Source organism: Streptomyces sp. NPDC049627 (assembly GCF_044465645.1).
Classification (GTDB): domain Bacteria; phylum Actinomycetota; class Actinomycetes; order Streptomycetales; family Streptomycetaceae; genus Streptomyces.
The window spans coordinates 250916-272501 of record NZ_JBITLW010000001.1; the positions used below are offsets into that span (position 1 = coordinate 250916).

The window sequence follows — 21586 nt, forward strand, 5'->3', positions numbered from 1 at the left end:
GCGGACGGTGGTCCGCCGGCTCGGAGGAGGCGCCCCGGGCATCGGTCTGCCGGTCCTGGGCCGTCCACCTGCCACGAGACTAACTAACTAATCAGTCAGCCCACAAGTCTTGACTTCCCCCGACGGGAGTCCCACTCTGACTAACCAATCAGTCAGCCGGATCGCGGCAGGTCGGAGAACCGCACCTGCCGTCCGTACCGGCCGCTCCCTCACCGCCCATCGCCGCTGCCGCGGCGCGGAGGAGGACCCCCATGAACCCCTCGATGACCCGGGCAGCCGGCGCGCCTTCCGCCGCGCCGCCGGAGCCGCCCCCCGAGCACCCAGGGGAAGCGCTGCCCGCCCGCTTCTACACGGATCCGGCCATCGCCGAGGCCGAGACCGACCGCATCTTCGCCAGGTCCTGGCAGCTGGTCTGCCACGAATCCGACCTCCCCGGCCCTGGCGCGCGGCTCACCGCCACCGCCGCCGGCCGCGAGGTGCTCGTCGTCCGCACCGAGGACGGCGGCCTCGCCGCCCACCTCAACGTCTGCCGGCACCGGGGCACCCGCCTGGTCAACGGCCCTGAGCCGTCGGGCAAGGCGATCCGCTGCCCGTACCACGGCTGGACGTACAAGCTGGACGGACGTCTCGTCGGCGCCCCCGAGGCCCGCCGGATCCCCTGTCTCGACAAGCCCCGGCTCGGCCTGCACCCGGTCAACGTGGAGTCCTTCCTCGGCTTCGTCTTCGTCAACCTCGATCTCGAGGCGACCCCGCTCGCCGAGAGCTGCGCCGGCCTCGCGCAGGCCGTCGGCCGCTACGCCGACCCCGGTCTCGTGCCCATCGGCAAGCACCGCATCCACGATCCGTCGGGCGGCGAGGAGCAGAACGCCAACTGGAAGGTGATCGTCGACAACTATCTCGAGGGCTATCACGTCCCCGTGGCCCACCCCGCACTCATGCGACTGCTCGACTACCAGGCGTACACGGTGGACGTACAGGAGAACTACGTCCTGTTCGAGTCACCCCTGCGCGACAAGCCCTCCTCGAACTGGACGGAGCGGCTCTACCAGCGGCTGGCGACCCCGATGCCGGGGCTGACCGAGGCGGACCGGCGCGTGTGGCGGTACGCCGTGATCTACCCCAACACGCTCATCGACTTCTACCCTGACCACGTGCTCGCGTGGACCGCCCTGCCCACCGCCCAGGACCGGGCGGCGATCCCCGGCGGCTTCTACACCCGGCACGGGGAGAGCCTGCGCACCCGGCTGGCGCGCCGCCTGAACATCCACATCGGCTGGGTCACCAACGACGAGGACGCCGAGCTGGTGGAGCGGGTGCAGGTCGGGCTGCGGACGCCCGGGTTCGAGCCGGGGCCGCTGTCGCAGCGCGAGGCCGCCGTCGGCTGGTTCGCCCGCCGGGTCAGGGACGACCTGGAGGGGGACCCGCGGTGACGCCCACCGGCACAGCGCCCGCGCCGCGCCCGCACGACACCGCCGTCCTCCTCCCGTCGGCCTTACCCCGCGCCCACTGACACGCGCACGCACCCTCCCCAGACCGGTCTCTTCTACGGAGTCAGGGCCTCCGTGAGCCGACCAGCCGGTCCCGCCCTGGAGTTGTGCCATTCCTCGACGGAGAGGACGCTCCATGTCCCCCGAGGTACCACCGCCGTCCCGTCGCGCCGTGCTGCGGGCGGGCGCCTGCGGCCTGCTGGGCGCCGCGGCCGGCGGCTGCGGGTTCATGCCCGCGAAAAAGCCCGACGACAGACAGCTCGCGCCGGTCGAGGCGCGCGTCGACGGCGATCTCGTCTACTTCAACTGGGCCGACTTCGTCGACCCGTCCGTGTTCGAGGGCTTCGAGAAGGAGTACGGCGTCAAGGTCGTCCAGTCGAACTTCGACTCGATGGAAGGCATGGTCGCCAAGCTCAACGCCGGCAACCGCTACGACGTCATCTTCCCGTCGGCCAAGTGGGCCCAGCGCCTGGCCCGCGGCGGCCGGCTGCGCCGTATCGACCACAGCCAGCTCACCCACTCGCACGCCGTGTTCGGCAGCTACGACTACTTCGCCGACCCCTGGTACGACCCCGGTTCCGCACACACGATCCCCTTCACCGCCTACAAGACCGGCATCGGCTGGCGCCGCGACCGGATCGGCGAACTCACCGATTCCTGGCGGGACCTGTGGAGCGACCGGGCCAAGGGCAAGGTCTTCCTGCTGGACGACCGCGACGAGGTCCTCGGCATGGGAGCCCTCGCGCTCGGCCTCGACGTCAGCACCGGTGACACCGGCGACCTCGACCGGATCACCTCCCTGCTGGGTACCCTGCGCCCCCGTCTGCGCGGCTTCTCCAGCGACAGCTACAACAACCTCCTCAACGGCAACGCCCTGATCCAGCAGGCGTGGAGCGGCGACATGGCCGCCATGCTCAACCAGGCCAAGGACCCCTCCGTGTTCGGCTTCCAGGCCCCCAAGGAGGGCACGGCGATCAACTCCGACTGCTACGCCATCCCCTGGAACGCGCCCCACCCCGGCACCGCGATGCTGTTCATCGACTACATGCTCCGGCCGGAGAACGTGAAGAAGAACATCGAGTACATCGGCTACCCGATGCCGGTCGCGGGCTCCGAGAAGACCTACGCCGACCTGGTCGAGCCCTTCCCCGAGTGCCTCGTCACCCAGGCCGACCTCGAGGCCGACCGGTTCTTCCGCAACGGCGACCGCGCGGCGGAGGACGCCCGCGACACCGCCTGGACCCATGTGAAGGCGGGCTGATCCCCATGGCAATGCTCCGCCACTCCCAGCGCACCCGCCGCCGGGACCCGAACAGCACCCGCATCTGGACCGGGCTGATGCTGCCCGGCACCCTGTGGATGACCGGCTTCCTGATCGCCTCCCTCGCCCTCGTCGCCGTCCTCGCGGTCGGCACCACCGACGAGCTCGGCAACCCACGCTTCGGCTTCGACCTGTCCGCCGTCCGTGCCCTCGCCGACCCCGCCTACACCGAGGTCCTGGCCCGCTCACTCGGGTTCGCCCTGCTGACCTGCGCGATCTGCCTGCTGATCGCCTACCCGGTGGCGTACACCATCGCCCTGTACGGCGGCCGGTACAAGCACGCGCTGATCGCCGCGATCGTGGTGCCGTTCTTCGCCAACTACCTGGTCCGCATGTACGGCTGGTCGGTGGTCCTCTCCGACGACGGGCCCGTGCTGCGCGCCCTGCGCGCGGTGGGTCTCGCCGACGACGGCACGAAGATCCTCAACAGCGGCTTCGGTGTGGTCGCGGGACTCGTCTACGGCTTCGTCGTCTTCATGATCATCCCGCTGTACGCGGCCCTGGAACGCCTCGACGTCTCCCTCATCGAGGCCGGCCGCGACCTGTACGGCGGCCCGGTCCGCACCTTCTTCCACGTCACCCTGCCCGCCACCCGGCAGGGCGCGGCGGCCGGGCTCGTCCTGGTCTTCCTGCCCGCCATGGGCGACTTCGTCAGCGCACAGCTCATGGGAGGCCCGGACCAGATCATGATCGGCAACCTCATCCAGGACAAGTTCTTCCAGGGCCAGAACTGGCCGCTCGGCTCCGCGCTGACCATGCTGCTGATGCTGGTCCTGCTGATCGGGATGCTCGGCTATCTCCGCCGTACCCGCAAGGACGAGGCGGAGGCCCGCCGATGACCCTGCTGCGTCTGCCCACGACGACGGCCCCTTCCGCTTCCGCCGGCCGGACTCGCCCTCGGCGCGGCCGTGCCCCTCGCAAGCCGCGCCTCCTCGTCGCGATCACCGGGCTCTTCTTCGCCCTGCTCTATCTGCCCATCGCCGTGGTGGCCCTGTTCTCCTTCAACTCCCAGAAGTCGCTGACCGTCTTCGACGCGTTCAGCCTGCGCTGGTACCGCGCCTTCGCGCACGACGACGTCCTGCTCTCCTCCCTGACCACCAGTCTGCGCATCTCCCTGGTGGCGATGGCCGGTTCGGTCGTCCTCGGGGTGGCGCTCGCACTCGGGCTGGTGCGCTGCCGCACCCGGCTGGGCTCGCTGGCCGGGCTGATCATGCTGGTGCCGCTGATCACGCCGGAGATCGTCACGGGCGTGGCCTCGATGCTGCTGTTCAAGGGTCTGGGCATCGCCCTGTCCACCGGCACCGTGATGCTCGCCGAGATCACCTTCTCCATCTCCTACGTCACCGTCATCCTCCGTTCCCGGGTCGCCGCGCTGAACCCGGAGGTGGAGGAGGCCGCGATGGACCTCGGCGCCACCCGATGGCAGGCGGTCCGGCTGGTGACCCTGCCCGCGCTGCTGCCCGCCGTGCTGGCGAGTGCCGTACTGATCTTCGCGCTGGTCTTCGACGACTTCGTGCTCGCCTACTTCACCACCGGCGTCGACCCCCAGCCGCTGTCGGTGCGCATCTACTCGGCGATCCGGTTCGGCGTGCAGCCCACCATCAACGCGGTCGGCACGCTCATGCTCGCCGGATCCATCGCCCTGATCGCCCTGGCCCTGTTCATCCCGCGCCTCTTCGGCCGCCGCGGCGGCCTCGACCTCCTCTCCGGGAAGTGACTCTCATGGACGCGACCCCCGCCGTCCGGCTCGACGGCGTCTCCAAGCAGTTCGCCGACTCCTACGCCGTCCACCGCCTCGACCTCGACGTCGAGGCCGGCCACTTCTTCTCCCTGCTCGGCCCGTCCGGCTGCGGCAAGACCACCACCCTGCGCATGATCGGCGGGTTCGGCGACCCCACCGAGGGTGCGGTGCTGCTGGCCGGTGAGGACGTGACCGCGCTGCCGCCGAACAAGCGCAACGTCAACACGGTCTTCCAGAGCTACGCCCTGTTCGACCACCTCAGCGTCACCGACAACGTGGCCTTCGGGCTGAAGCGCAAGGGTGTCGCCAGGGCCGAGATCCGCCGGCGCGTCGGCGAAATGCTGGAACTGGTCCAGCTGACCGGCCTCGCCGAACGCAAGCCGCGTACCCTCTCCGGCGGTCAGCGCCAGCGTGTCGCCCTCGCCCGCGCCCTGGTCAACCGCCCGGCCGTGCTGCTCCTCGACGAGCCGCTGGCCGCCCTCGACCTCAAGCTGCGCCGGCAGATGCAGGTGGAGCTGAAACAGATCCAGCGCGAGGTCGGCATCACCTTCGTCTTCGTCACCCACGACCAGGACGAGGCGCTGACCATGTCCGACCGGATCGCCGTGATGAACGAGGGCCGCGTCGAGCAGTGCGGCACCCCCGAGGACATCTACGAGCACCCCGCCAGCCGCTTCGTCGCCTCCTTCATGGGCACCTCCAACCTGATGACCGGCACCTACCGGGGCGGTGAGGTGACGCTGGAGAAGGGTCCCGCCCTGCCCGTCGGCCCCCGTTCCGGCATCGCGGACGGCACCGCCGTCAGCGTGTCCGTGCGGCCCGAGAAGATCTGGCTGTCGGACTTCGAACCGGACATGTCGATGCTGAGCGGCGTGCTCCGCGAGACCGTCTACAGCGGCCCGACCACGACCTATCTGATCGAACTCGCCCCGGGCGTCACCCTGTCGGTGCTGGAGCAGAACACGGCCCGCGCACGCATGGAGGACCGCTGGAGCGGCGGCGAGACGGTGGAGTTCGGCTGGCGGCCCGAGCACTGCCTGGTCCTGGCCTGAGAGCCCCGACGATTCTCCGGAGACGAAAGCGAAGCTGATGCATCACGACGTGATCGTGCTCGGCGCCGGACTTGCCGGGCTCGCCGCCGCCCGGGACCTGGCCGCCGCCGGCACGGACGTACTGGTCCTGGAGGCCCGCGACCGGGTCGGCGGGCGGGTCGAGCAGACCCGCACGCCCGACGGCCGCATGGTCCAGCTGGGCGGCGAAGTGGTCGGCCACGGGCACACCGCCTACCTCCGACTCGCCAAGGAACTCGGCCTGGAGCTGGTCCCCAGCTATGTCGCCGAACCGGGCCGTATCACCCGTGCCACGCCGGAGGGCCGCTCGGCCGGCGAGCCACCGCACTGGTTCGGCCCGGGTGACGCGGCTCTGCACGAGCGGCTCGGCGCGGACTTCACCGCCCTCGCCGCGACGGTGGACCCCGACGACCCGTGGTCGCATCCGGACGCCGGCGCCCTCGACCACCTCTCCGTGGCCGACTGGCTGCGCTCCCGGGACGCCACGCCCGCCGTGGTACGCCTGTGGGACATCGGCCAGCTGGCCCTGGCCGGCGGCTCCTACGAGCGGATCTCGCTGCTGGCCGCGCTGCGCAAGAGCGCGGCGGTCCCCGGTTCGGGCACGGGCGACTACGACTACGACGACTGGGAGGGACTGCGCCTGGCGGAGGGGTCGGCGACGCTCGCCGAAGTCATGGCCCGCGAGCTCGGTCCGCGCATCCGGCTCGGCTCGCCGGTCGCCGCGCTGGAGGTCCGCCCGGGCCGGTGCGCCGTACGCCTGGTCACCGGAGAGGTCCTCACCTCGGCAGCCGTGGTGAGCGCCCTGCCCGTCGGTCCGCTGCGGGATGTCGCCGTCAGCGGCGTGAGCGAGGCCCGGCTCGCCTCTCTGCATCGGCAACGCCAGGCGACCGCCGCGAAGTTCGCCGCCGTCTACGACCGTCCCTTCTGGCGGGACGCAGATCTGAACGGCCTGTCCGAGGCCGAGGGAGTGCTGGGCAGCACCTGGCCGCAGGGCGAGGGCATCCTGTCGGCCCTGATCCCGCCCGAGCGGTACGGCGTGCTGCTCGGCACCCCGCCCCATCTGCGCACCCCCGAACTGCTCGCCGAGATGGCCGACATGTTCGGCGACGAGGCAGTGCGGCCGACCGCCTGCTTCCTACGGCTGTGGGGCACGGACCCATGGACCCAGGGTTACGTCACCCAGTGGCCGCCCGGCGAGGTGATGGCGGTCGGCCCGCTGCACGGCACCCATGAACCGCCGTTCTACGTCTGCGGTTCCGACCAGTGGGTCGCCGGATACATGGAGGGCGCCGTTCGCACCGGCCGCGGCGCCGCAGAGAAGGCGCTGCGCCGTGGCTGACACCGACCGCCTCAATCACATCGGCGGCAAAGAGGTACCGGCCGCTTCCGGCGCCATCCTGCGGCTGATCGACCCCGCGACCGGACTGCCCCACGGCACGGCCCCGCTCTCCGGCCCCGACGACGTGGACGCGGCCTGCCGGGCGGCCGAGGAGGCCTTTCCCGGCTGGTCGGTGACGACTCCGGCGCGGCGGCAGACCGCGCTGCTGCGCATCGCCGACGCCCTGGAGCGGGAAGCCGGTGCGGTGGCGGACGCCGAGGTGACCGACACGGGCAAGCCGCGGGCCCTGTTCCTCGCGGACGAACTGCCGGCGATCGTGGATGTGTTGCGGTACTTCGCCGGGGCGGCCCGGAACCTGCCGGGTGCCGCCGCCGGGGAGTACACGCCGGGCCGTACCTCCGTGCTGCGGCGCGAGCCGGTCGGTGTCTGCGCCCAGATCACCCCGTGGAACTACCCGCTGATGATGGCCGTATGGAAGGTCGCCCCGGCGCTCGCCGCCGGCAACACCGTCGTCCTGAAGCCGTCCGACACGACGCCGTCGTCGGCCCTGCTGCTGGCCCGGCTGGCGGCCGAGCACCTGCCGCCAGGTGTGCTCAACGTGGTGTGCGGCGACCGCGACACCGGGCGGGCCCTCGTAGCCCACCCGCACGTGCGGCTGGTGGCGGTCACCGGGAGCGTCCGCGCCGGGCAGGAGATCGCCGCGGCGGCCGCCGCCGACCTCAAACGGCTCCACCTCGAACTCGGCGGCAACGCACCGGTGTTGGTCCACGCGGACGCCGATCTCGACGAGGCGGTCGAGCAGTTGTCGTCGCTGGCCTACTACAACGCGGGCCAGGACTGCACGGCCGCGACCAGGATCCTGGTCGACCGGCGGATCCACGACACCTTCCTGGACCGCTTCGCCGACCGAGCCGCCCGGCGCCGGCCCGGAGCCCCCGACGACGAGCGCGCCGACTTCGGGCCGCTCGCGAACGCCGCTCAACTCACGGCGGTTCGCGGCCTGTTGGAGCGTCTTCCGGATCACTCCGAGATCGTCACCGGCGGTGCGGCCCTGGACGGTCCCGGCTACTTCCATCCGGCCACGGTGATCGCCGGGGCACGGCAGGAGGACGAGATCGTACAGAGCGAGGTGTTCGGCCCGGTCGTCACCGTCCAGCCCTTCACCGGCGAGTCCGAGGCGTTCGAGCTGGCCAACGGCGTCCCCCAGGGGCTCGCCGCCAGCGTCTGGACCCGCGACCACGACCGGGCCATGCGCGCGAGCCGCGCGCTGCGCACCGGCATCGTCTGGGTCAACACCCACGGCACGACGGTGTCGGAGATGCCGCACGGCGGCGTACGCCGCTCCGGCTACGGCAGCGACCTCTCCCTCACCGGGCTGCTCGACTACACGCAGGTCAAGCACGTCATGCTGTGACGGTCAGCGCACTTTGAGTGGCGCGTCACTCCTCCCTGCTCGGGGGCCAGTGGGAGAGGCGCGGTAGATCCACAGCGGGGCGGCCGAGCCGATGCGCCTACCGCTTCCCGCTCCGGCTCTCCGGGTCAGGACGGTTGGGGCTCGGTCAACCCGATGGGAACCTGCCACTCGTAGCGACGGCCCCGGTTGGTCAGCCGCAGGCCGCTTTTGAAGACGACCAGACCGAGTTCGCTTGCCGCCTTCGCCGCCAGGGGGGCCGTATCACCGCTCTTCCCGTAGCCGAAGTTCAGCACGGTCCCGGCTTGGAGTGCCGTTTTGGTGAAGTCGGCCGGCGGGACCTTGACCAGGTCGGCGGCTTGGTCACCGATCAGGTGTCGGACGAGGGTGGGCCCGGCTCCGGTGAAGGCCGGTCCGGGCAGGACTTCCCGGATGAAGTCGAGTACGCCCTTGGTCAGGGCGGTGCCGGCCTCCGAGGACTTCTGCTGGCGCCGGAGGATGGTGTCGAAGAGTTCTGCGCCGTCGTCGAAGGAGGCTGGGTTCAGCCGGTCGTCGACTCCCAGGACGTGCCCGACGACCCGCCAGACGTGGAAGAAGGCGTCGCGGTCGTCGTCCGGCAGGTCGACACCCAGCCGACGGAGCCCTCGCGGGATGACCACCGAGAAACTCATCAGCGTCCCGGCCAGGTCTTCCTGGTTCACCGGCAGCCCCCATGCCCGGTTCCAGTCGCCCTGGCGGCCGACGTGGTAGCGCATGGTGGCGTGCAGCAGACGGATCTTCTGGGCCGAGCGGAGCCCGCGTCCCCCGGGTCCCAGTCCGCCGTGGTCGAGGACGTCGACGACGAACTGCGAGGTCTCCATCAGCCTGCGGTACACCCCCGAGGTCAGGCGCTGGGAACGTGCGAGGACCTGGGCCCCGTCTGCGCAGCCGTAGCACAGCGGGAGGGAGGCGCACAGCAGTGTGGAGACGACCAGCGTCTCGTAGCGGCCCAGCAAGGCACGGCCGCGCTCGATCAGCTCCCGGTCGGCCCACTCGGGCAGTGCGGAGCTCTGCTCGAAGTACCGCTGGAGCTGGGGCGGCAGGTCAGCGGGCAGCGCGTCGCTGTTCCTGCCGAACCCGAGCAGTGCCTGCCGCACCTCTTCCTGCCGCCCCAGCTCATAGGTCTCGGCGATTGCGGCGTCACCTACCGCATCACCGACCTCCCGCATCGGGTCCAGTACCTCGTCCGTCCACGCGGCGGCGGGCATAGCGGCCTCCTAGAAGCAGGTCCTGATCGACACCCACTCCTACCAGCCCGAAACGGGATTCCGTCGGAAATATCACCCAATGGAGCTACGAATGGCTCAATCCTTGTTCGGGACCCACCCGTTGGCGTCCTTGGCTGACGTCTGTTCATCCAGGAAGACGGACAGTGATCCGGAGTCGTTGTCGTGCTGGTCGTCGTTGTCCCGAGGAACAGCGTCCGATCCTGGAGAGGATCGTTGTCCTGCCCCCCTTCGGTGTCCCGCCACGGAGCACCGGCTCGCACCCGCCAGCGGATCCCGTCAATCAGCCTCCGCCGACCCGCTGACGGTCTGCACAACGGGCAACAACGGTTCCAGCACCGCCCACTGCTCATCCGAGAGATCCTCACGCCCCACACGGCGATCATCACGGCTGAGGCATGGCAACGGACCCAGTTATAAAACACGGCCTAACAACGGCTAACACAATGAGCCAAGTGGTCAGTGGCTGACCGAGCGGGAGCCAGGTCGACGGCCATGCGCTAAGTGTTCGACTGAAGCCTGTGGGCGAATCTCTGTGTGTTCAGGACCGCTCGTTGCAGTCCGGCCCGACGAGGCGTGCCCCTATTGCCAGGACCATAAGCACTGCGGTGCAACCGCCTAGCAGCATGACCGCGGACGGAGAGGTGCGGTCCAGGATGACTCCCCCTACGAGTGCACCAATCGAGATCGTTGCCTGAAAAGAAGCGGTGAACAAGACCGATGCCGCTTCCGGAGCGTGCGGTGCCGCCTTGGAGAACCAGGTCTGCGACGCGACTGGTACGGCGCCATACGCAATGCCCCACACGATCAGCAGCATCACTGCGCCGGTCTCCCAGCGGCCCAACGCTGGAAGCAGGAGAGTCACCGTGGCGATCAGGGCGGCCGCGAGCCCGAAGACGCTCCGCGGATACCGGGCCACCCAGGCGCCGCCCAGGAAGTTGCCGAGGATGCCAGCGGCACCATAGAGCAGCAAGAATGCGGTGATCAGACCACCGCTGGCGTGGGTGACCTGTTCCAGAAATGGTGTCACGTAGGTGTAGGTGCCGAAATGAGCCAGCACAACAAGGAACGTCAGCAGGAGTGCGAAGCGAGTGTTGACGCTGCGGAGCATGCCGCCCAGGACGCCCAGCCGTGTGGCCCGGACCGGAGGAAGCGGTGGGACGAACAAGAGCAGCATGATCAGTACGCCGACCGTCAGAGTTCCCATGACGGTGAAGGCCGTTCGCCATCCAGCAAGATCTCCGATGAGGGTGCCCGCCGGCACGCCGAGGACGGATCCCAGCGGGACGGCGGAGAAGATTACAGCAGTTGCCCTGCCGACCGAGGCCGGCGGCACCAGTCGTTCCGCCAACCCGGCTCCGATCGACCAGAAGCCGCCAATCGTGATCCCGACCATGATCCGGGAGGCCAGTACGAGCCAGTAGTCGGGTGCCGCGGCGGCAAGAAAGTTCGCCAGTGCCAGCAGGAGCATGAAGACGCACAGCATCAGTCGGCGGTCGAAGCGTGCCGTGGCCACGGTGACCAATGGAGCGGCGATCGCCGCCAGAAAGCCCGGCATGGTCATCACCAGTCCAGCCATCCCGTCCGAGACGGTGAAACTGGATCCGATCGAGGTCAGCAGACCGATCGGCAGGATCTCCGTGGTGACGATGGCGAAGATCCCCAGCATCACCGAGACCACAGCCGGCCACCCCATCAGCGGGGACCGAGGGGGTAAGAGTTTGCCGTTGACTGAAGCTGTGGTGGTTGCCGGCATGGCGTTCCGTCCTGTGAAAGGCAGCGCGTTTCGTGATCAGTTCAGCAGGTCTCATCGAGAGGTGGCTGGCAGATCTGCGACTGCACCCTTGCCCTTCACGGGTGATGTCGCATTCCGGCTATCAACGGCCAACGCAGTGAGGTGCCTTGACCGTAGCTGTGGTGCCCGCAGGGCGGGCTGAGCATTCTGATCACATGGGGGTCTCACCGTGGATCGTGTCGGATGAGCTGTGGGAGCGGATCGACCGCTGCTCCCTTGCAAGCAACGGCGCCGCACTGCGCAAAGTGAACGCCGCACTCGTCGCCGACGAGGCCACGCCATGGACAACGCCCGCAACCAGTGCTCGGCCATCAATGGCAATTCGCCGAAGGCCGATGGTCCGCGCAGCAGCGATTCACTAACAGCGCGCACGAGGTGAGCGAGGTCGAGGACAAGCAGATCAACGCCGCGTCGGCGAGCTTCCGCAAGACCGCGTAACGGCCTCAGAAATAGGAAACGCCCCGCCATCTTTTTCTGATAGCGGGGCGTTTCACGATCGTCATTCACTAGGGGTGAGCTTGCCGTCGGCCTACGGCAGCCGCCAGGGCAGCGATTGCCGTTCCAATGACGGTTGCATTCTGCTCGTCAGCGACCGGGCGTACCAGCACCACGATGACAATGACCGTGATCAGCACGGCGTGGCCATGATCTGAAAGCGGGTGCCGCCGGCGCGCTCCTGCCTCTCGCCTGCGCGTCTTCAGATCACTACGCGTCGTCTTCTTAGCTGCCATTGAGGTCCCCTTGTCGAGCCGGAGTTTCGGTTGCCGTGCACCAAGGTCGGCTGCCCTGCGCCTCCAGACTTGCATCGGCGTTCCCCAGGCCAAAGGGGCGTTCCCACCGCTCCAGTACGCCGAAAGTGAACGCAAGACAGATCAAATTGCGCGGCGCCTTGCAGGAGCAGGGTTTCAAGCGGCCGCCAGGCCCGCCAAGGCCCCCTAAAACTCCCCGTTCCCTCCGCTACGGGCGAACAAAATCAGGCGACTCCTCGCCGCCGCGTTCGAGCCACCGCTCAGCTTCGAGCGAGGCGCCGAGGTAGTCGCCGCTATCGAGGCCCGCCGCGTCGCCCTCGCCGAGGCCCTGCACCAGGACGCCGAGCGACTCCGCGCCCAACTGTGGAAGCCGTGCACCGTCGCCGCATCGATACCCTCGCCCTGTTCGGTATCCCCGTTGCAGAGCATCAGGCGACGTGCGAATCGCTCGTACGGCAGGCGCCCAGTCCGCCGGCTACTCCGCCCAGCCTTTCGGCCTCGGCGGAGCAGGGCAGCCGATCACAGCGACGGCGTCGGACAGCCGCGACCAGCGCAGCATGGTCACCCGTAAGAAGAAGGCCGGGCATTGGCGGCACCCGCTACAGGCGCAGCTCCACAGATGCAGGGTCGACGCGCTGCTGTTCGGCTCCCGGATCAAGCCCGAGCGGCCACAGGTCGAGTTCGGTTCCGGCGTCGTCGAGTCGCTCCAGTCGACCGCGACCACGCTCGACCCACTCAACCGCGCGCTGGAGCCGTGAGCGCACAGACGAAGGTCAAGATCCTTCACCCGGAGTGGGACGACACCGCCGTGCAAGCTGAGGTAGCGGCGATCCTCGGTCGACAGGCTCATTCGAATTGTCCGAACCGACAGGTTGCTCCTCCCCGTCAATACCGAAATCGACAATAACAAGTGTAATAAATTTTGACGAGAAAAACCTCCAACATAGGCCCCGGCCATGGCCAGTCCGCCTCCCCCACTCGCTGATCGAGGACCAGGCCGAGGGTGGAGAGTTGAAACGCGGGACAACGGCCTCATCGCTAAAGAGAATCTCAAGCAAGTACCCGCGCAAATTCACCTCTTCATCTGGGCAGAAGAATCTTCCAGAGAGGCGAATGCAAACATGGCTACGGATGGATTCGAGTAGAAAATTCGGAACGCGGGTCGCCGTCAGCGGCTACACAGCCACCGCTGTGCTAGGCACCGGGGCCACCGCGGTCTGGCAGGTCGGCGTGCTGCGGGCCGCGGCCTGGACCGCCCGCGCCCTGCGCGTCCCCGCCCGCAATGCCCTGCTCCCCGACATCGTCCCGCCGGCGGCGTACGGACGCACGTACGGCTTCGAGCGGATGATGGACAACCTGTGCGCGATCTTCGGCCCGCTGCTCGCCCTCGGTCTGGCCGCCTGGCTCGGAGTCGACTGGGCCATCGGCCTCTCCGTGGTCCCTGGCCTGCAGGCTCACGGCCGCGGTGGCGGCCCTCGAGGTCGGCGACGTCGCGGCGACGCTGCTGATCCTGCGGGCGTCCGGCCTGTTGGCAGCGGAGCACGGCGCGAGGACCGTGACGACGATCGCGCTCGGCCTCTACACCGCGTACAACCTCGCCGCCACGCTCGTCTCCGTCCCGGCGGGCCGGCTCGCCGACAGGTTCGGCCGCCGCGGGCCGGTGGTCGTCCTCGCCGGCGGTGTCGCCGGCCTCGCCCTGTCCTACGGACTGTTCGTCGTCGACACCACCGCCGTCGCGTTCCTGGCCGTCCCGTTCGTCCTGGGCGGGATCGGCGCGGTCGAAACGGCCGAGCACTCGGCCGTCGCGGTCCTCGCCCCCGCCGACATGCGCGGCTCCGCCTTCGGCATGCTCGCCGCCGTCCAGTCCTTCGGCAACCTCGCAGCCTCGGCCTCGCCGGCATCCTCTGGACCGCCTTCTCCGCCGCCGCGGCCTTCACGTACCTCACCTCGTGGATGTTCGTCGTATGGCCCCGCTCACCGATTCCGGTGTTGAAACGTCTGCCGAGGAACGTCGCGACGAACATCAGCGGCACGCACACCAGGGCGACGAGGTAGTCCCCGCCCGTCAGCAGCGCGGCATCCGTCCAGACGGCGGTCTTCGTGACGTCCCCGACGAGCGAGACAAGGGAGAGCGCTCCGACGAGGTGGAGGCGGTCCAGATCCAGTCCGGATCGCGAGCCCCTTGAGGGGACCGGACGTACCGCTGACTCCGGACGTCGCACCCGAGGCGAAGGCCGGCAGCGGGGAACCGGCCCGCCGCCAGCGGGTCAGATCGAACGTCTCCGCCAAGAACGCGGCGGCGAAGCTCGCGATGACCACGAGCGTCACGGCCCGTTCCGGGACGGAGACGAGCAACTTCGCCCCCAGGAAGGCGCCCGCGCGACCAGCACGATCACGACCGCGGCCTTGTGGAAGGGAAGCGTCGCCCGGTGGGCGAAGACCTTCACCAGGTTGTTGGCGGCAAGGAGGAGGGCCGCCAGCGCCACCCCGGACTTGGTGCCGAGAACCAGCGCCGACGTGGGGACGAGGACTCAGACTGCCTCCGAACCCGGCCGAGGCGGACGGGAGGAACGCGGCCGCCACCGCAAGGAACACGACCGGAATCAGAAGCGGCTCCATCGCTGCTCGACTTACGGGATCGCAGACAGGTTGATCCGGAACATCCCGCGACCGTGGGTCACGCAGACGAGCACCTCGTCCATCCAGAACAGGTCGTCGACCGAGCAGTTGGTGGGGCCCTCGTTCGTCGGCGACCAGCTCGCCCCGGCGTCCTCGCTGGCGAACAGCCCCACCTCGGTACCGCAGTAGAGCAGGTCCGTCCGCCGCGGATGCACCGCCAGGGCCCGGATCGGGGCGGGCGGCAGAGCGGTGGCGAGGTCGGTCCAGGCCGCACCGGCGTCCGTGGTCACCCAGAGGTTGCCACGCTCGTATCCGCCGAAGGTGACGTAGGCGGTGTCCGGGTCCGTCGGGTGCACGGTGATGCCGGTGCAGTAGCGCCGTGGCTTCAGCGGACTCGGCCCCGTCGCACCGACGCGCGCCCAGGTCGGCGTCGTCGCGGTGCCGTTGACCGTGCGGAAGACCATGCCGTCCTCGTGGCCCACCCACACCACGTCCGAGTCGCCGCGCGCCACCGCGATCGCGCTGATCATCGCGCCGACGCCGGGCTTGATGGCCCGCCAGGTCGGTCCGGCGACGGGGGTGTTGGGTTGCTTGGCGTTGTTGGTCCGCCACAGCGACGCGCCGCCTGCCAGGATCCGGTTCTCGTCGTTCGGATCGAGCACGAACGGTGCGATGAAGAGCGCGTTCTCGTTCTTGGCGTCCGGGATGCGGAAGGGCACCTGCTTCCAGTCCCACTCGCCCGTCGCGAAGTTGAAGAACTGGCCGCTGATGTAGCGGTCGCCTTGCGTGTCGTCGGTGGTGGCGCCGTCGGTGTTGCGGTGGATGTTGAGGAAGACGTACTCGCCGTAAAATACCTCGGGGTCGGTGGGGTCGGAGGCGCACCAGCCGCCGTCACCGCCGGAGAACTCGCGCCATTCCTGGGTGCCGAGGGCGGGGTCGAAGACGAGCGAGCCGTTGTCCTGCGCGCCGCCGATGATCTTCCCGCTCCCGGTGTGGCCCGCCCCGGCGTAGAACTGCGTCACGCCGTAGTTGTTCACCAGCTCGGTCCAGCCGTTGACGAACGGGGGCTGCGGCTCGGTTCCGACATCCGCCAGGTCGTCCGCCCTGAACACACCGCCGTCGGTCCCGAAGAACACAGTGCGGTTGGTGACCCCGTCGTACGAGGGGTGCGCGACGATCGCGTGCTGGTCGGCGTGGACCGAGGCGGGCTCCCACCAGCTGCTGATCTCAGCCAGATGGTCGCCGCCGTCGGTGCTGCGGTACAGGTCGACGCCGCCGGCGATCACCAGGTCGGCGTCGGTCGGGTCTCCGGCCCAGATCACGTTGTCGTACCAGCCCTGTTCGCTGAGGTACTCCGACGGCAGGCCGTCCGGGGTCAGTGTCTTCCTCTTCTTGTACGACACTCCGCCGTCCTGCGACCGCCAGATCTGGCCAGTGGTCATCTGGACCGATGCGTAGACGATGTCCGGGTCCTTCGCCGCGTACGCGAGCTCGACTCGGCCGGTCCACGGGCCGCCGGTCGCGAGGTCCCAGGTCACACCCCCGTCTCGGCTGAACCAGGCCGCGCCGTCGCGCAGCGCCCCCGCGACCGCGTTATCGCTGTCCTGCGGGTCGAATCGGACGTCGCCGAGCGGGTGACCGAGCACCCTGGTCCAGGTGGCCCGCGCGGGATCGGCGCTGCGGAAGAGGCCGGTGGAGGTGGCCGCGAGGACGACCGTCCCGTCCTGCGACACCGCGATCCGGCTCACGAACTGGAAGTCCGGGGTGTGGGTGGCCATGATCGGGGCCCAGGCCACCGCGTCTGTGGTGCGGAAGATGCCGTTGCCTCGGATGGCGTCGAGGTTGTGGAAGGCTTCGCCGGTCCCCACGTACATCGTCGACGCGTCGGACGGGTCCACGGCGATGCAGCCGCAGGAGAGGTTCTCCAGGAAGTCGTCGACCGGTGCCCATTGGGCACCGCCGTCCTCGGTGTGCCACACCCCGCCGCCGGCACTCACGGCCCACATGCGGTCCGGATCCGCCGGGTCGATCACGATGCCGCGGGTCCGTCCGCCGATGTTCCCAGGGCCGAGCCACACCCAGTTGGACAGTTGCATGCCGGCCGTCGGGGTCGGTCCGGCCCGGCGAGGTCGGCCGTTCTGACCGGTCGGCACACCGGCGGTCATGGGCGGCGCCTCACGACTCAGCAGGTCCTCCGCCTGCACGTAGGCCGCGCCCAGACCGTGCGGCCGGACGTTTCCGTCGTCACTGCGCTCCTGCTTGAGACGGAAGAGACCGCGGACGGTGGGCAGGTCGGGGAAGTCGAGGCGCAGCAGGGCCCGTCGTACCGCGGCCTCGGGCAGGGCCGCGAGGGTCTCGTTCGTCGTACCGCGGGAGCGGCACAGCAACTGCACCTGCGCGACGCTGATGTTCTTCGACTGGGCGACTTCTTCGTCTGAGATGGCCATGATGGCACCCCCGATCGGGTTGGGATGGTGCGGTTGGGCGAGGACGCGTCTAGGGCCGGAGCCTGGGCGCCCGCCTCGGCGTTGCGCGGTCCAGTTCCACCTCCCAAGCGAGCGTGCCGGTGCGGGGATCCACGGCCCTCAGGACGACGGCGCCGGAGTCGGGGAGAAGGAGGAGCTCCATGCGTTTGTCGCCGACCAGGCTCTGGTCCAGTACGGCGGACTGCCGGTCGGAAGAAGCCGCCGGTGGTACGGGGGGTGGTACATCTGCGTCGGCCGTCTCCGCAAGCGCCTCAGCCTCCGCCCCGGCTCCCGCCCATGCCTCTGCCTCGGCTTCCGCCTCGCGGAGAACTTCCAGCGAAGGGGAACCCGCCAGACCGACCCTCAGGGCTCCGTGCGCCGCGCGCCGGGACTCCTCCAAGACGCCTGCGCTCGGTGCGGCACCCCCGCGGTACCAGGTCCGGACGACCCAGCGGAGCACCACGGCGTCGTCGGCAGCCTCGGTCCGCAGCGTGAAGCCGCGGGTGTCGTCGAGGGTGCAACGCGCCCACGGCGGCAGGTCGACCGGCTCCGAAGTCCAGCGGTCCTGGCCGGTCGCGGCGTCCAGCACCACGACCACGAGCGTCGGCGACGGGCTCATCCGCAGGGCCACGACCGAACCCGCGAGCAGCGCGCACGGTCGCAGGCTGGGACCGTGGCGCCACAGCAGTGCGCCGTTCTCCAGGTCCAGTGCCATCAGCGCACCTTCGTGATCGTGCACGACAGCCTGCCGGCCGCGCGCATCGACCACGCCACGCGGAACTCTCGCCATCCAGGCCCCCGGTGGGCGTCGCAGGAACGCGGATGCGGGATCACGGGCCGGGAACGTGAGGCGTGCGGGCCGCCCAGCGCGACCAGGAAGGTCCGGGGCCCGGCCGTGGGCCGCAGCGCACTTTCATCGTCCCCCCGGCCAGGCAGGGAGGCAAACGGATCTGCCCCGCCATCGCGTCAGTTGACGCATACACAAACCGTACAGGGGTTCAGCGGCGCCGTTCGAAGAGCAGGGTGCGGGCGGGGGTGAGGTGACGGTGCGTGGGTTCGAGGGCGGCCCCAGCGTCGTCGAGCATCCGGGACAGTTACGCGGCCGCCTCGGCCTCGCTCCAGGCGGCCGTCAGGGCCTGGGCGTTGCAGCGAGCTCTGCTCGACGTGTGGGTAGTCGTGGCCGATCACCATGGCCGAGGCTGGGAGGCAGATCCGTGCACCGAACACTGGTCCCCAGAGCTGGTCCCCAAGCCAACGTCACCGAGCCCACTCCCAGTAGCGAGCTAATCGCGAGCAAGGGCGATCACGGACACTGTGCCGTCGCCGCGGTTGGCGACGTAGACGCGGTTGCTGTGAGGTTCGAACGCCAATCCCTGTGGCTGGGAGCCAACGGGGACCCTGGCGGTCACGCTGGCTGAGTTGGGATCGATCACCCTCACCAGGCCATCGGGGTGGGTGACGTAGACGCCACCATGGGAATCAACCGCCACACCGGTCGGACTTACGCCGACGTCGATATTGGCGACGCCTCCAGTCGTCATGTCGAGCATCGACACTGTCTTGAAGCCGGAGTTGGCGACATAGGTCCGATGCCTCTGGGGATCGATCGCAATACCCGTGGGGTGCTGTCCGACGGGGATGCTCCACATGGCCCCGTGGATAGGGTCGATCACCGACACCTTATTGTGATCAGGTTGCGTGACGAAGACACGGTGACTCAGGGGATCAACCGCCACGCCGAGGGGCCCCGGGAGGTCAGTGAAGTCGTTGGTGAGGGGGGGGGATCACTGCTGATTCCAATGATCGACACCTTGTCAAGGCCACGGCTGGACACGTAGGCGCGGCTCATGAGGTGATCGACCGCCACCCTCAGCATGTCGGGTGGCGGGGGGCCGGGCGGGCCTCCGACGACGACGGTAGCAACGAGGGCGTGGAATCTGTCGAGCGCCGACACGGTGTAATTGCCGCCGTTGGCGACGTAGACGCCGAATTGGGGATCGGTTGCCACGCTCTCCGGGCGGAGTCCGACGTTGAGGGTGGCGCTCACCGTGTTCGTCACAGAATTAATCACCGATACGGTGTTGGCGCCACTGTTGGTGATGAAGACATGGTCATGAACGTCCACCGCCACACCGGCCGGCTTCGCCCCCACGGGGATCGCGGCTACGACACACGGTTGGTCGGTATTGGGTTCATTCATCGCTGCACGACTTTCGTTGGTCGCCGTCATCCTTGGCGGTTACCGCGTTGACGGGATTGAAGGGGGCTCCACCGTCGGCTGAGCCGTCGCGCGTGAAGGCGACATGGGAGAACAAGTGCGCCCAGAATTACGACGGCTCAGCAGTTGAGTCCGCCGGGGCCGCCGAAGAACAGATAACTGCCCCATGACGAACCGGAGTGGTTCGTCACCTCAAGGCCGTAGCAGTTCACGGAAGTGGGCTCGGGCGTCAGATTGGCCGACTCCGCCCCCGCGGGCAGGGCAATGATCACGTCGTGCTGGTAGGCGGCGTGACCGTATCCCGCGGCAGGACGCTTCCCCGATCCCATCGACGGGAATGACGTGCCCACCCCGCCCACTTCGCCGCCGAAACCGGCCGTGGCCGCCTTGGTCGCCAGCACGCCCGAGCCGAACGTGGTGGTGGTCGGGTAGTAGCCGACCCATGTGCCGCCGACACTGAACCACCAGCCGCCGCCGGTCAGGAAGAAGCCCATGCGGTACTGCACGGGAGCGCCCGGCTGGGAGGCGGTAAGCACCGTACCGAGGACGTGCGAGGCGCCCGCCGCGTACACCCACGTGCCGAAATGGTTGTCGTTGTAGAACCAGGTGGTGTAGCCATCCGGTGTGTAGAACACGAACAGCCGGGGCTTGTTGTCGAAGGGCGGTCCCAGCCGGTAGCCGCACTCCACGGTCTGGAAGGGACTGGAGTGGGCCCCTGAGGTGTACCACTGCTGTGATGCCGAGGACTCGACGCCGAACACCTGCGGCGACCACACGTTGATCCCGCTGGCTCCGCCGTTGTTGTCGCGGCTGTCGTAGGCGTTACCCCAGATCTTCCCGAACGGGTGCGCCACACCCGCCTCGTCCCGCCGTACGCGCAGTCCGCCCTGGAGGAAATCCGTGAGCGTGGGGAAACTGACGAGGCGTTCGAGGGTGAGCCGAAGCATGGGTACGGTGCCCTCCGGGCACAGCATCTGGTTGCCATAGCGATCCCGCCGATCCGGCCGCAACTGTGGGGGCGGCGAATGGGGTGGCTCGGTTTCGAACTCTGGAGCTTCGGCGCTTCTCTGGAGTTCGGAGGGCGGATCAGGGGTCGGTAGGGGCTTGGTCCCGGTCTTCGCGAGTCCCGGCTGCTGCTCGGCTGGTACGCAGTCGATGATGTCGCCGTCGGTTTCCGTGAAGGAGTGCACGGCTTCCATTCCGGCGTTCCGGTCGATCAGATAGCGCCGCATCTCCTCGAATGCCGCGAAGTCCCGCACCGCGGTGTCGGGCCGAGAGTTGTAGGCATCGAATTCGACGGCGTACAACGATGCGACGAAATCAGAGAAAGTGGGTATTTCGGTGTGAACAGCCATGATAGGGCGTCCTGTTCGGCGTTTCGACCGCGTCCCGCGCGGAAGTGCTGCGCCCTGCACCCGCTGGTCCCCCGCCCGCCGGGCGAACCCTGTCTCTGATTTCAGCGTACCGCGCGGACCGGTGCCGGGCCATCGTGGCGGGAGGCGCCCCGATGGGTTTCGTCAACCCGTAGGTCCTGGCTGTGGGGCGTAGAAGGTGCTGTTGCGGAGCATCGCGAAGAGCACGTCGGCTCGTCGACTCACGAGGCAGAGGAGCGCTTGGGTGTGGTCGCCGCATACCCGAGGCCGAGCAGTGAAGCCCGGAAGGCGGCGTCGAGCCGGAGCCCGCCGTCCCGTGAGGGCATGCACAGCGCCGGCGCGCGCAGCCCCGACGGCGCCCCGCCTACAGGGAGCCGATTCCCTGCCCGCTGCCGCCGCCGTCCAAGCGCAGTCCGTCCTTGCTGGCCTGCGCCGAAAGCCCGCGAGCCCCGTCCTCCCCTCGCGCTCCTCGGCCTCAACTGATCACAAACCGGGCGTCACACGACGACGCCGAAACCCTGCACCAGGGACGCCCAGCATCCATCCGACATGCGAAAGGTTCCGGTTGCAGCCCGCCGGATAGTCGGCCACACGATGCCCGCCCACCACAACGCGGCCCTGGCCGTCGCGGTTCTGCAGATGGCTGCTGCACGCGCGGCGGGGGCGTGGGCGGGGTCTCTACTCCCCGTCGTATTCATCCCGGTGGCCAAGGCCGCAGCCATGCTGCTGCATT

17 protein-coding genes are annotated in these 21586 nt (G+C 69.0%); 9 read left to right on the forward strand and 8 right to left on the reverse strand.

Annotated elements, in window-relative coordinates; genetic code table 11:
- Positions 1-251: 251 nt before the first annotated feature.
- The 7 genes from ACIBU0_RS01165 (at position 252) to ACIBU0_RS01195 (ending at position 8372) form a co-directional block, all read left to right on the forward strand.
- Positions 252-1430 (forward strand): aromatic ring-hydroxylating dioxygenase subunit alpha, encoded by a 1179-nt coding sequence (locus ACIBU0_RS01165; RefSeq protein WP_398809761.1) that lies wholly within the window; start codon positions 252-254, stop codon positions 1428-1430.
- A 193-nt stretch (positions 1431-1623) separates the two neighbouring features.
- A complete protein-coding gene (locus ACIBU0_RS01170) occupies positions 1624-2748 on the forward strand; it encodes a spermidine/putrescine ABC transporter substrate-binding protein (RefSeq protein WP_398809764.1) in 1125 nt (374 codons plus the stop codon).
- 5 nt (positions 2749-2753) lie between these two features.
- Complete coding sequence (locus tag ACIBU0_RS01175; protein WP_398809767.1) at positions 2754-3647, forward strand: ABC transporter permease; 894 nt, start codon at positions 2754-2756, stop codon at positions 3645-3647.
- Positions 3644-4525 carry an ABC transporter permease gene (locus tag ACIBU0_RS01180; protein ID WP_398809770.1) on the forward strand — a complete coding sequence of 294 codons (882 nt, stop codon included), beginning with the start codon at positions 3644-3646 and terminating at the stop codon, positions 4523-4525. The genes ACIBU0_RS01175 and ACIBU0_RS01180 overlap by 4 nt, the downstream gene beginning before the upstream one ends.
- Before the next feature lie 5 nt (positions 4526-4530).
- Positions 4531-5601 carry an ABC transporter ATP-binding protein gene (locus ACIBU0_RS01185; protein WP_398809773.1) on the forward strand — a complete coding sequence of 357 codons (1071 nt, stop codon included), beginning with the start codon at positions 4531-4533 and terminating at the stop codon, positions 5599-5601.
- A 37-nt stretch (positions 5602-5638) separates the two neighbouring features.
- The gene (locus ACIBU0_RS01190; protein ID WP_398809776.1) at positions 5639-6958 is read left to right on the forward strand and encodes a flavin monoamine oxidase family protein; all 1320 of its coding nucleotides are present in this window, start codon (positions 5639-5641) and stop codon (positions 6956-6958) included.
- The gene (locus ACIBU0_RS01195) at positions 6951-8372 is read left to right on the forward strand and encodes an aminobutyraldehyde dehydrogenase (RefSeq protein WP_398809779.1); all 1422 of its coding nucleotides are present in this window, start codon (positions 6951-6953) and stop codon (positions 8370-8372) included. The genes ACIBU0_RS01190 and ACIBU0_RS01195 overlap by 8 nt, the downstream gene beginning before the upstream one ends.
- A gap of 125 nt (positions 8373-8497) precedes the next feature.
- Here the strand turns inward: ACIBU0_RS01195 and ACIBU0_RS01200 are convergent, their stop codons facing one another.
- On the reverse strand, positions 8498-9616 hold the full coding sequence (locus ACIBU0_RS01200; RefSeq protein WP_398809782.1) for an oxygenase MpaB family protein: 1119 nt from the start codon (positions 9614-9616) through the stop codon (positions 8498-8500).
- Between the two features lie 559 nt (positions 9617-10175).
- A complete protein-coding gene (locus ACIBU0_RS01205) occupies positions 10176-11390 on the reverse strand; it encodes an MFS transporter (protein WP_398809784.1) in 1215 nt (404 codons plus the stop codon).
- Positions 11391-12615: 1225 nt separating this feature from the next.
- On the opposite strand from ACIBU0_RS01205, the gene ACIBU0_RS01210 reads away from it, so the two are divergent.
- Both ACIBU0_RS01210 and ACIBU0_RS01215 read left to right on the forward strand, forming a co-directional pair.
- Entirely contained in the window at positions 12616-12936 is a 321-nt protein-coding gene (locus ACIBU0_RS01210) for a hypothetical protein (protein ID WP_398809787.1), read from the forward strand.
- 707 nt (positions 12937-13643) lie between these two features.
- Positions 13644-14171: an MFS transporter gene (locus tag ACIBU0_RS01215; RefSeq protein WP_398809789.1), complete on the forward strand. Its 528-nt coding sequence runs from the start codon at positions 13644-13646 to the stop codon at positions 14169-14171.
- A 331-nt stretch (positions 14172-14502) separates the two neighbouring features.
- Here ACIBU0_RS01215 and ACIBU0_RS01220 read toward each other — a convergent pair whose 3' ends face one another.
- The 6 genes from ACIBU0_RS01220 to ACIBU0_RS01245 form a co-directional block, all read right to left on the reverse strand.
- A complete protein-coding gene (locus ACIBU0_RS01220; protein ID WP_398809792.1) occupies positions 14503-14664 on the reverse strand; it encodes a hypothetical protein in 162 nt (53 codons plus the stop codon).
- Between the two features lie 144 nt (positions 14665-14808).
- Positions 14809-17244 carry a WD40/YVTN/BNR-like repeat-containing protein gene (locus tag ACIBU0_RS01225; protein WP_398809795.1) on the reverse strand — a complete coding sequence of 812 codons (2436 nt, stop codon included), beginning with the start codon at positions 17242-17244 and terminating at the stop codon, positions 14809-14811.
- A gap of 49 nt (positions 17245-17293) precedes the next feature.
- Positions 17294-18052, reverse strand: coding sequence for a PQQ-binding-like beta-propeller repeat protein (locus tag ACIBU0_RS01230; RefSeq protein WP_398809797.1), 759 nt, complete (start codon positions 18050-18052; stop codon positions 17294-17296).
- A gap of 493 nt (positions 18053-18545) precedes the next feature.
- Positions 18546-18941, reverse strand: coding sequence for a YncE family protein (locus ACIBU0_RS01235; protein ID WP_398809800.1), 396 nt, complete (start codon positions 18939-18941; stop codon positions 18546-18548).
- 38 nt (positions 18942-18979) lie between these two features.
- Positions 18980-19492, reverse strand: a complete 513-nt coding sequence (locus ACIBU0_RS01240; RefSeq protein ID WP_398809803.1) for a YncE family protein — start codon at positions 19490-19492, stop codon at positions 18980-18982.
- A gap of 107 nt (positions 19493-19599) precedes the next feature.
- Complete coding sequence (locus ACIBU0_RS01245; RefSeq protein ID WP_398809806.1) at positions 19600-20895, reverse strand: neprosin family prolyl endopeptidase; 1296 nt, start codon at positions 20893-20895, stop codon at positions 19600-19602.
- Positions 20896-21586: the final 691 nt, after the last annotated feature.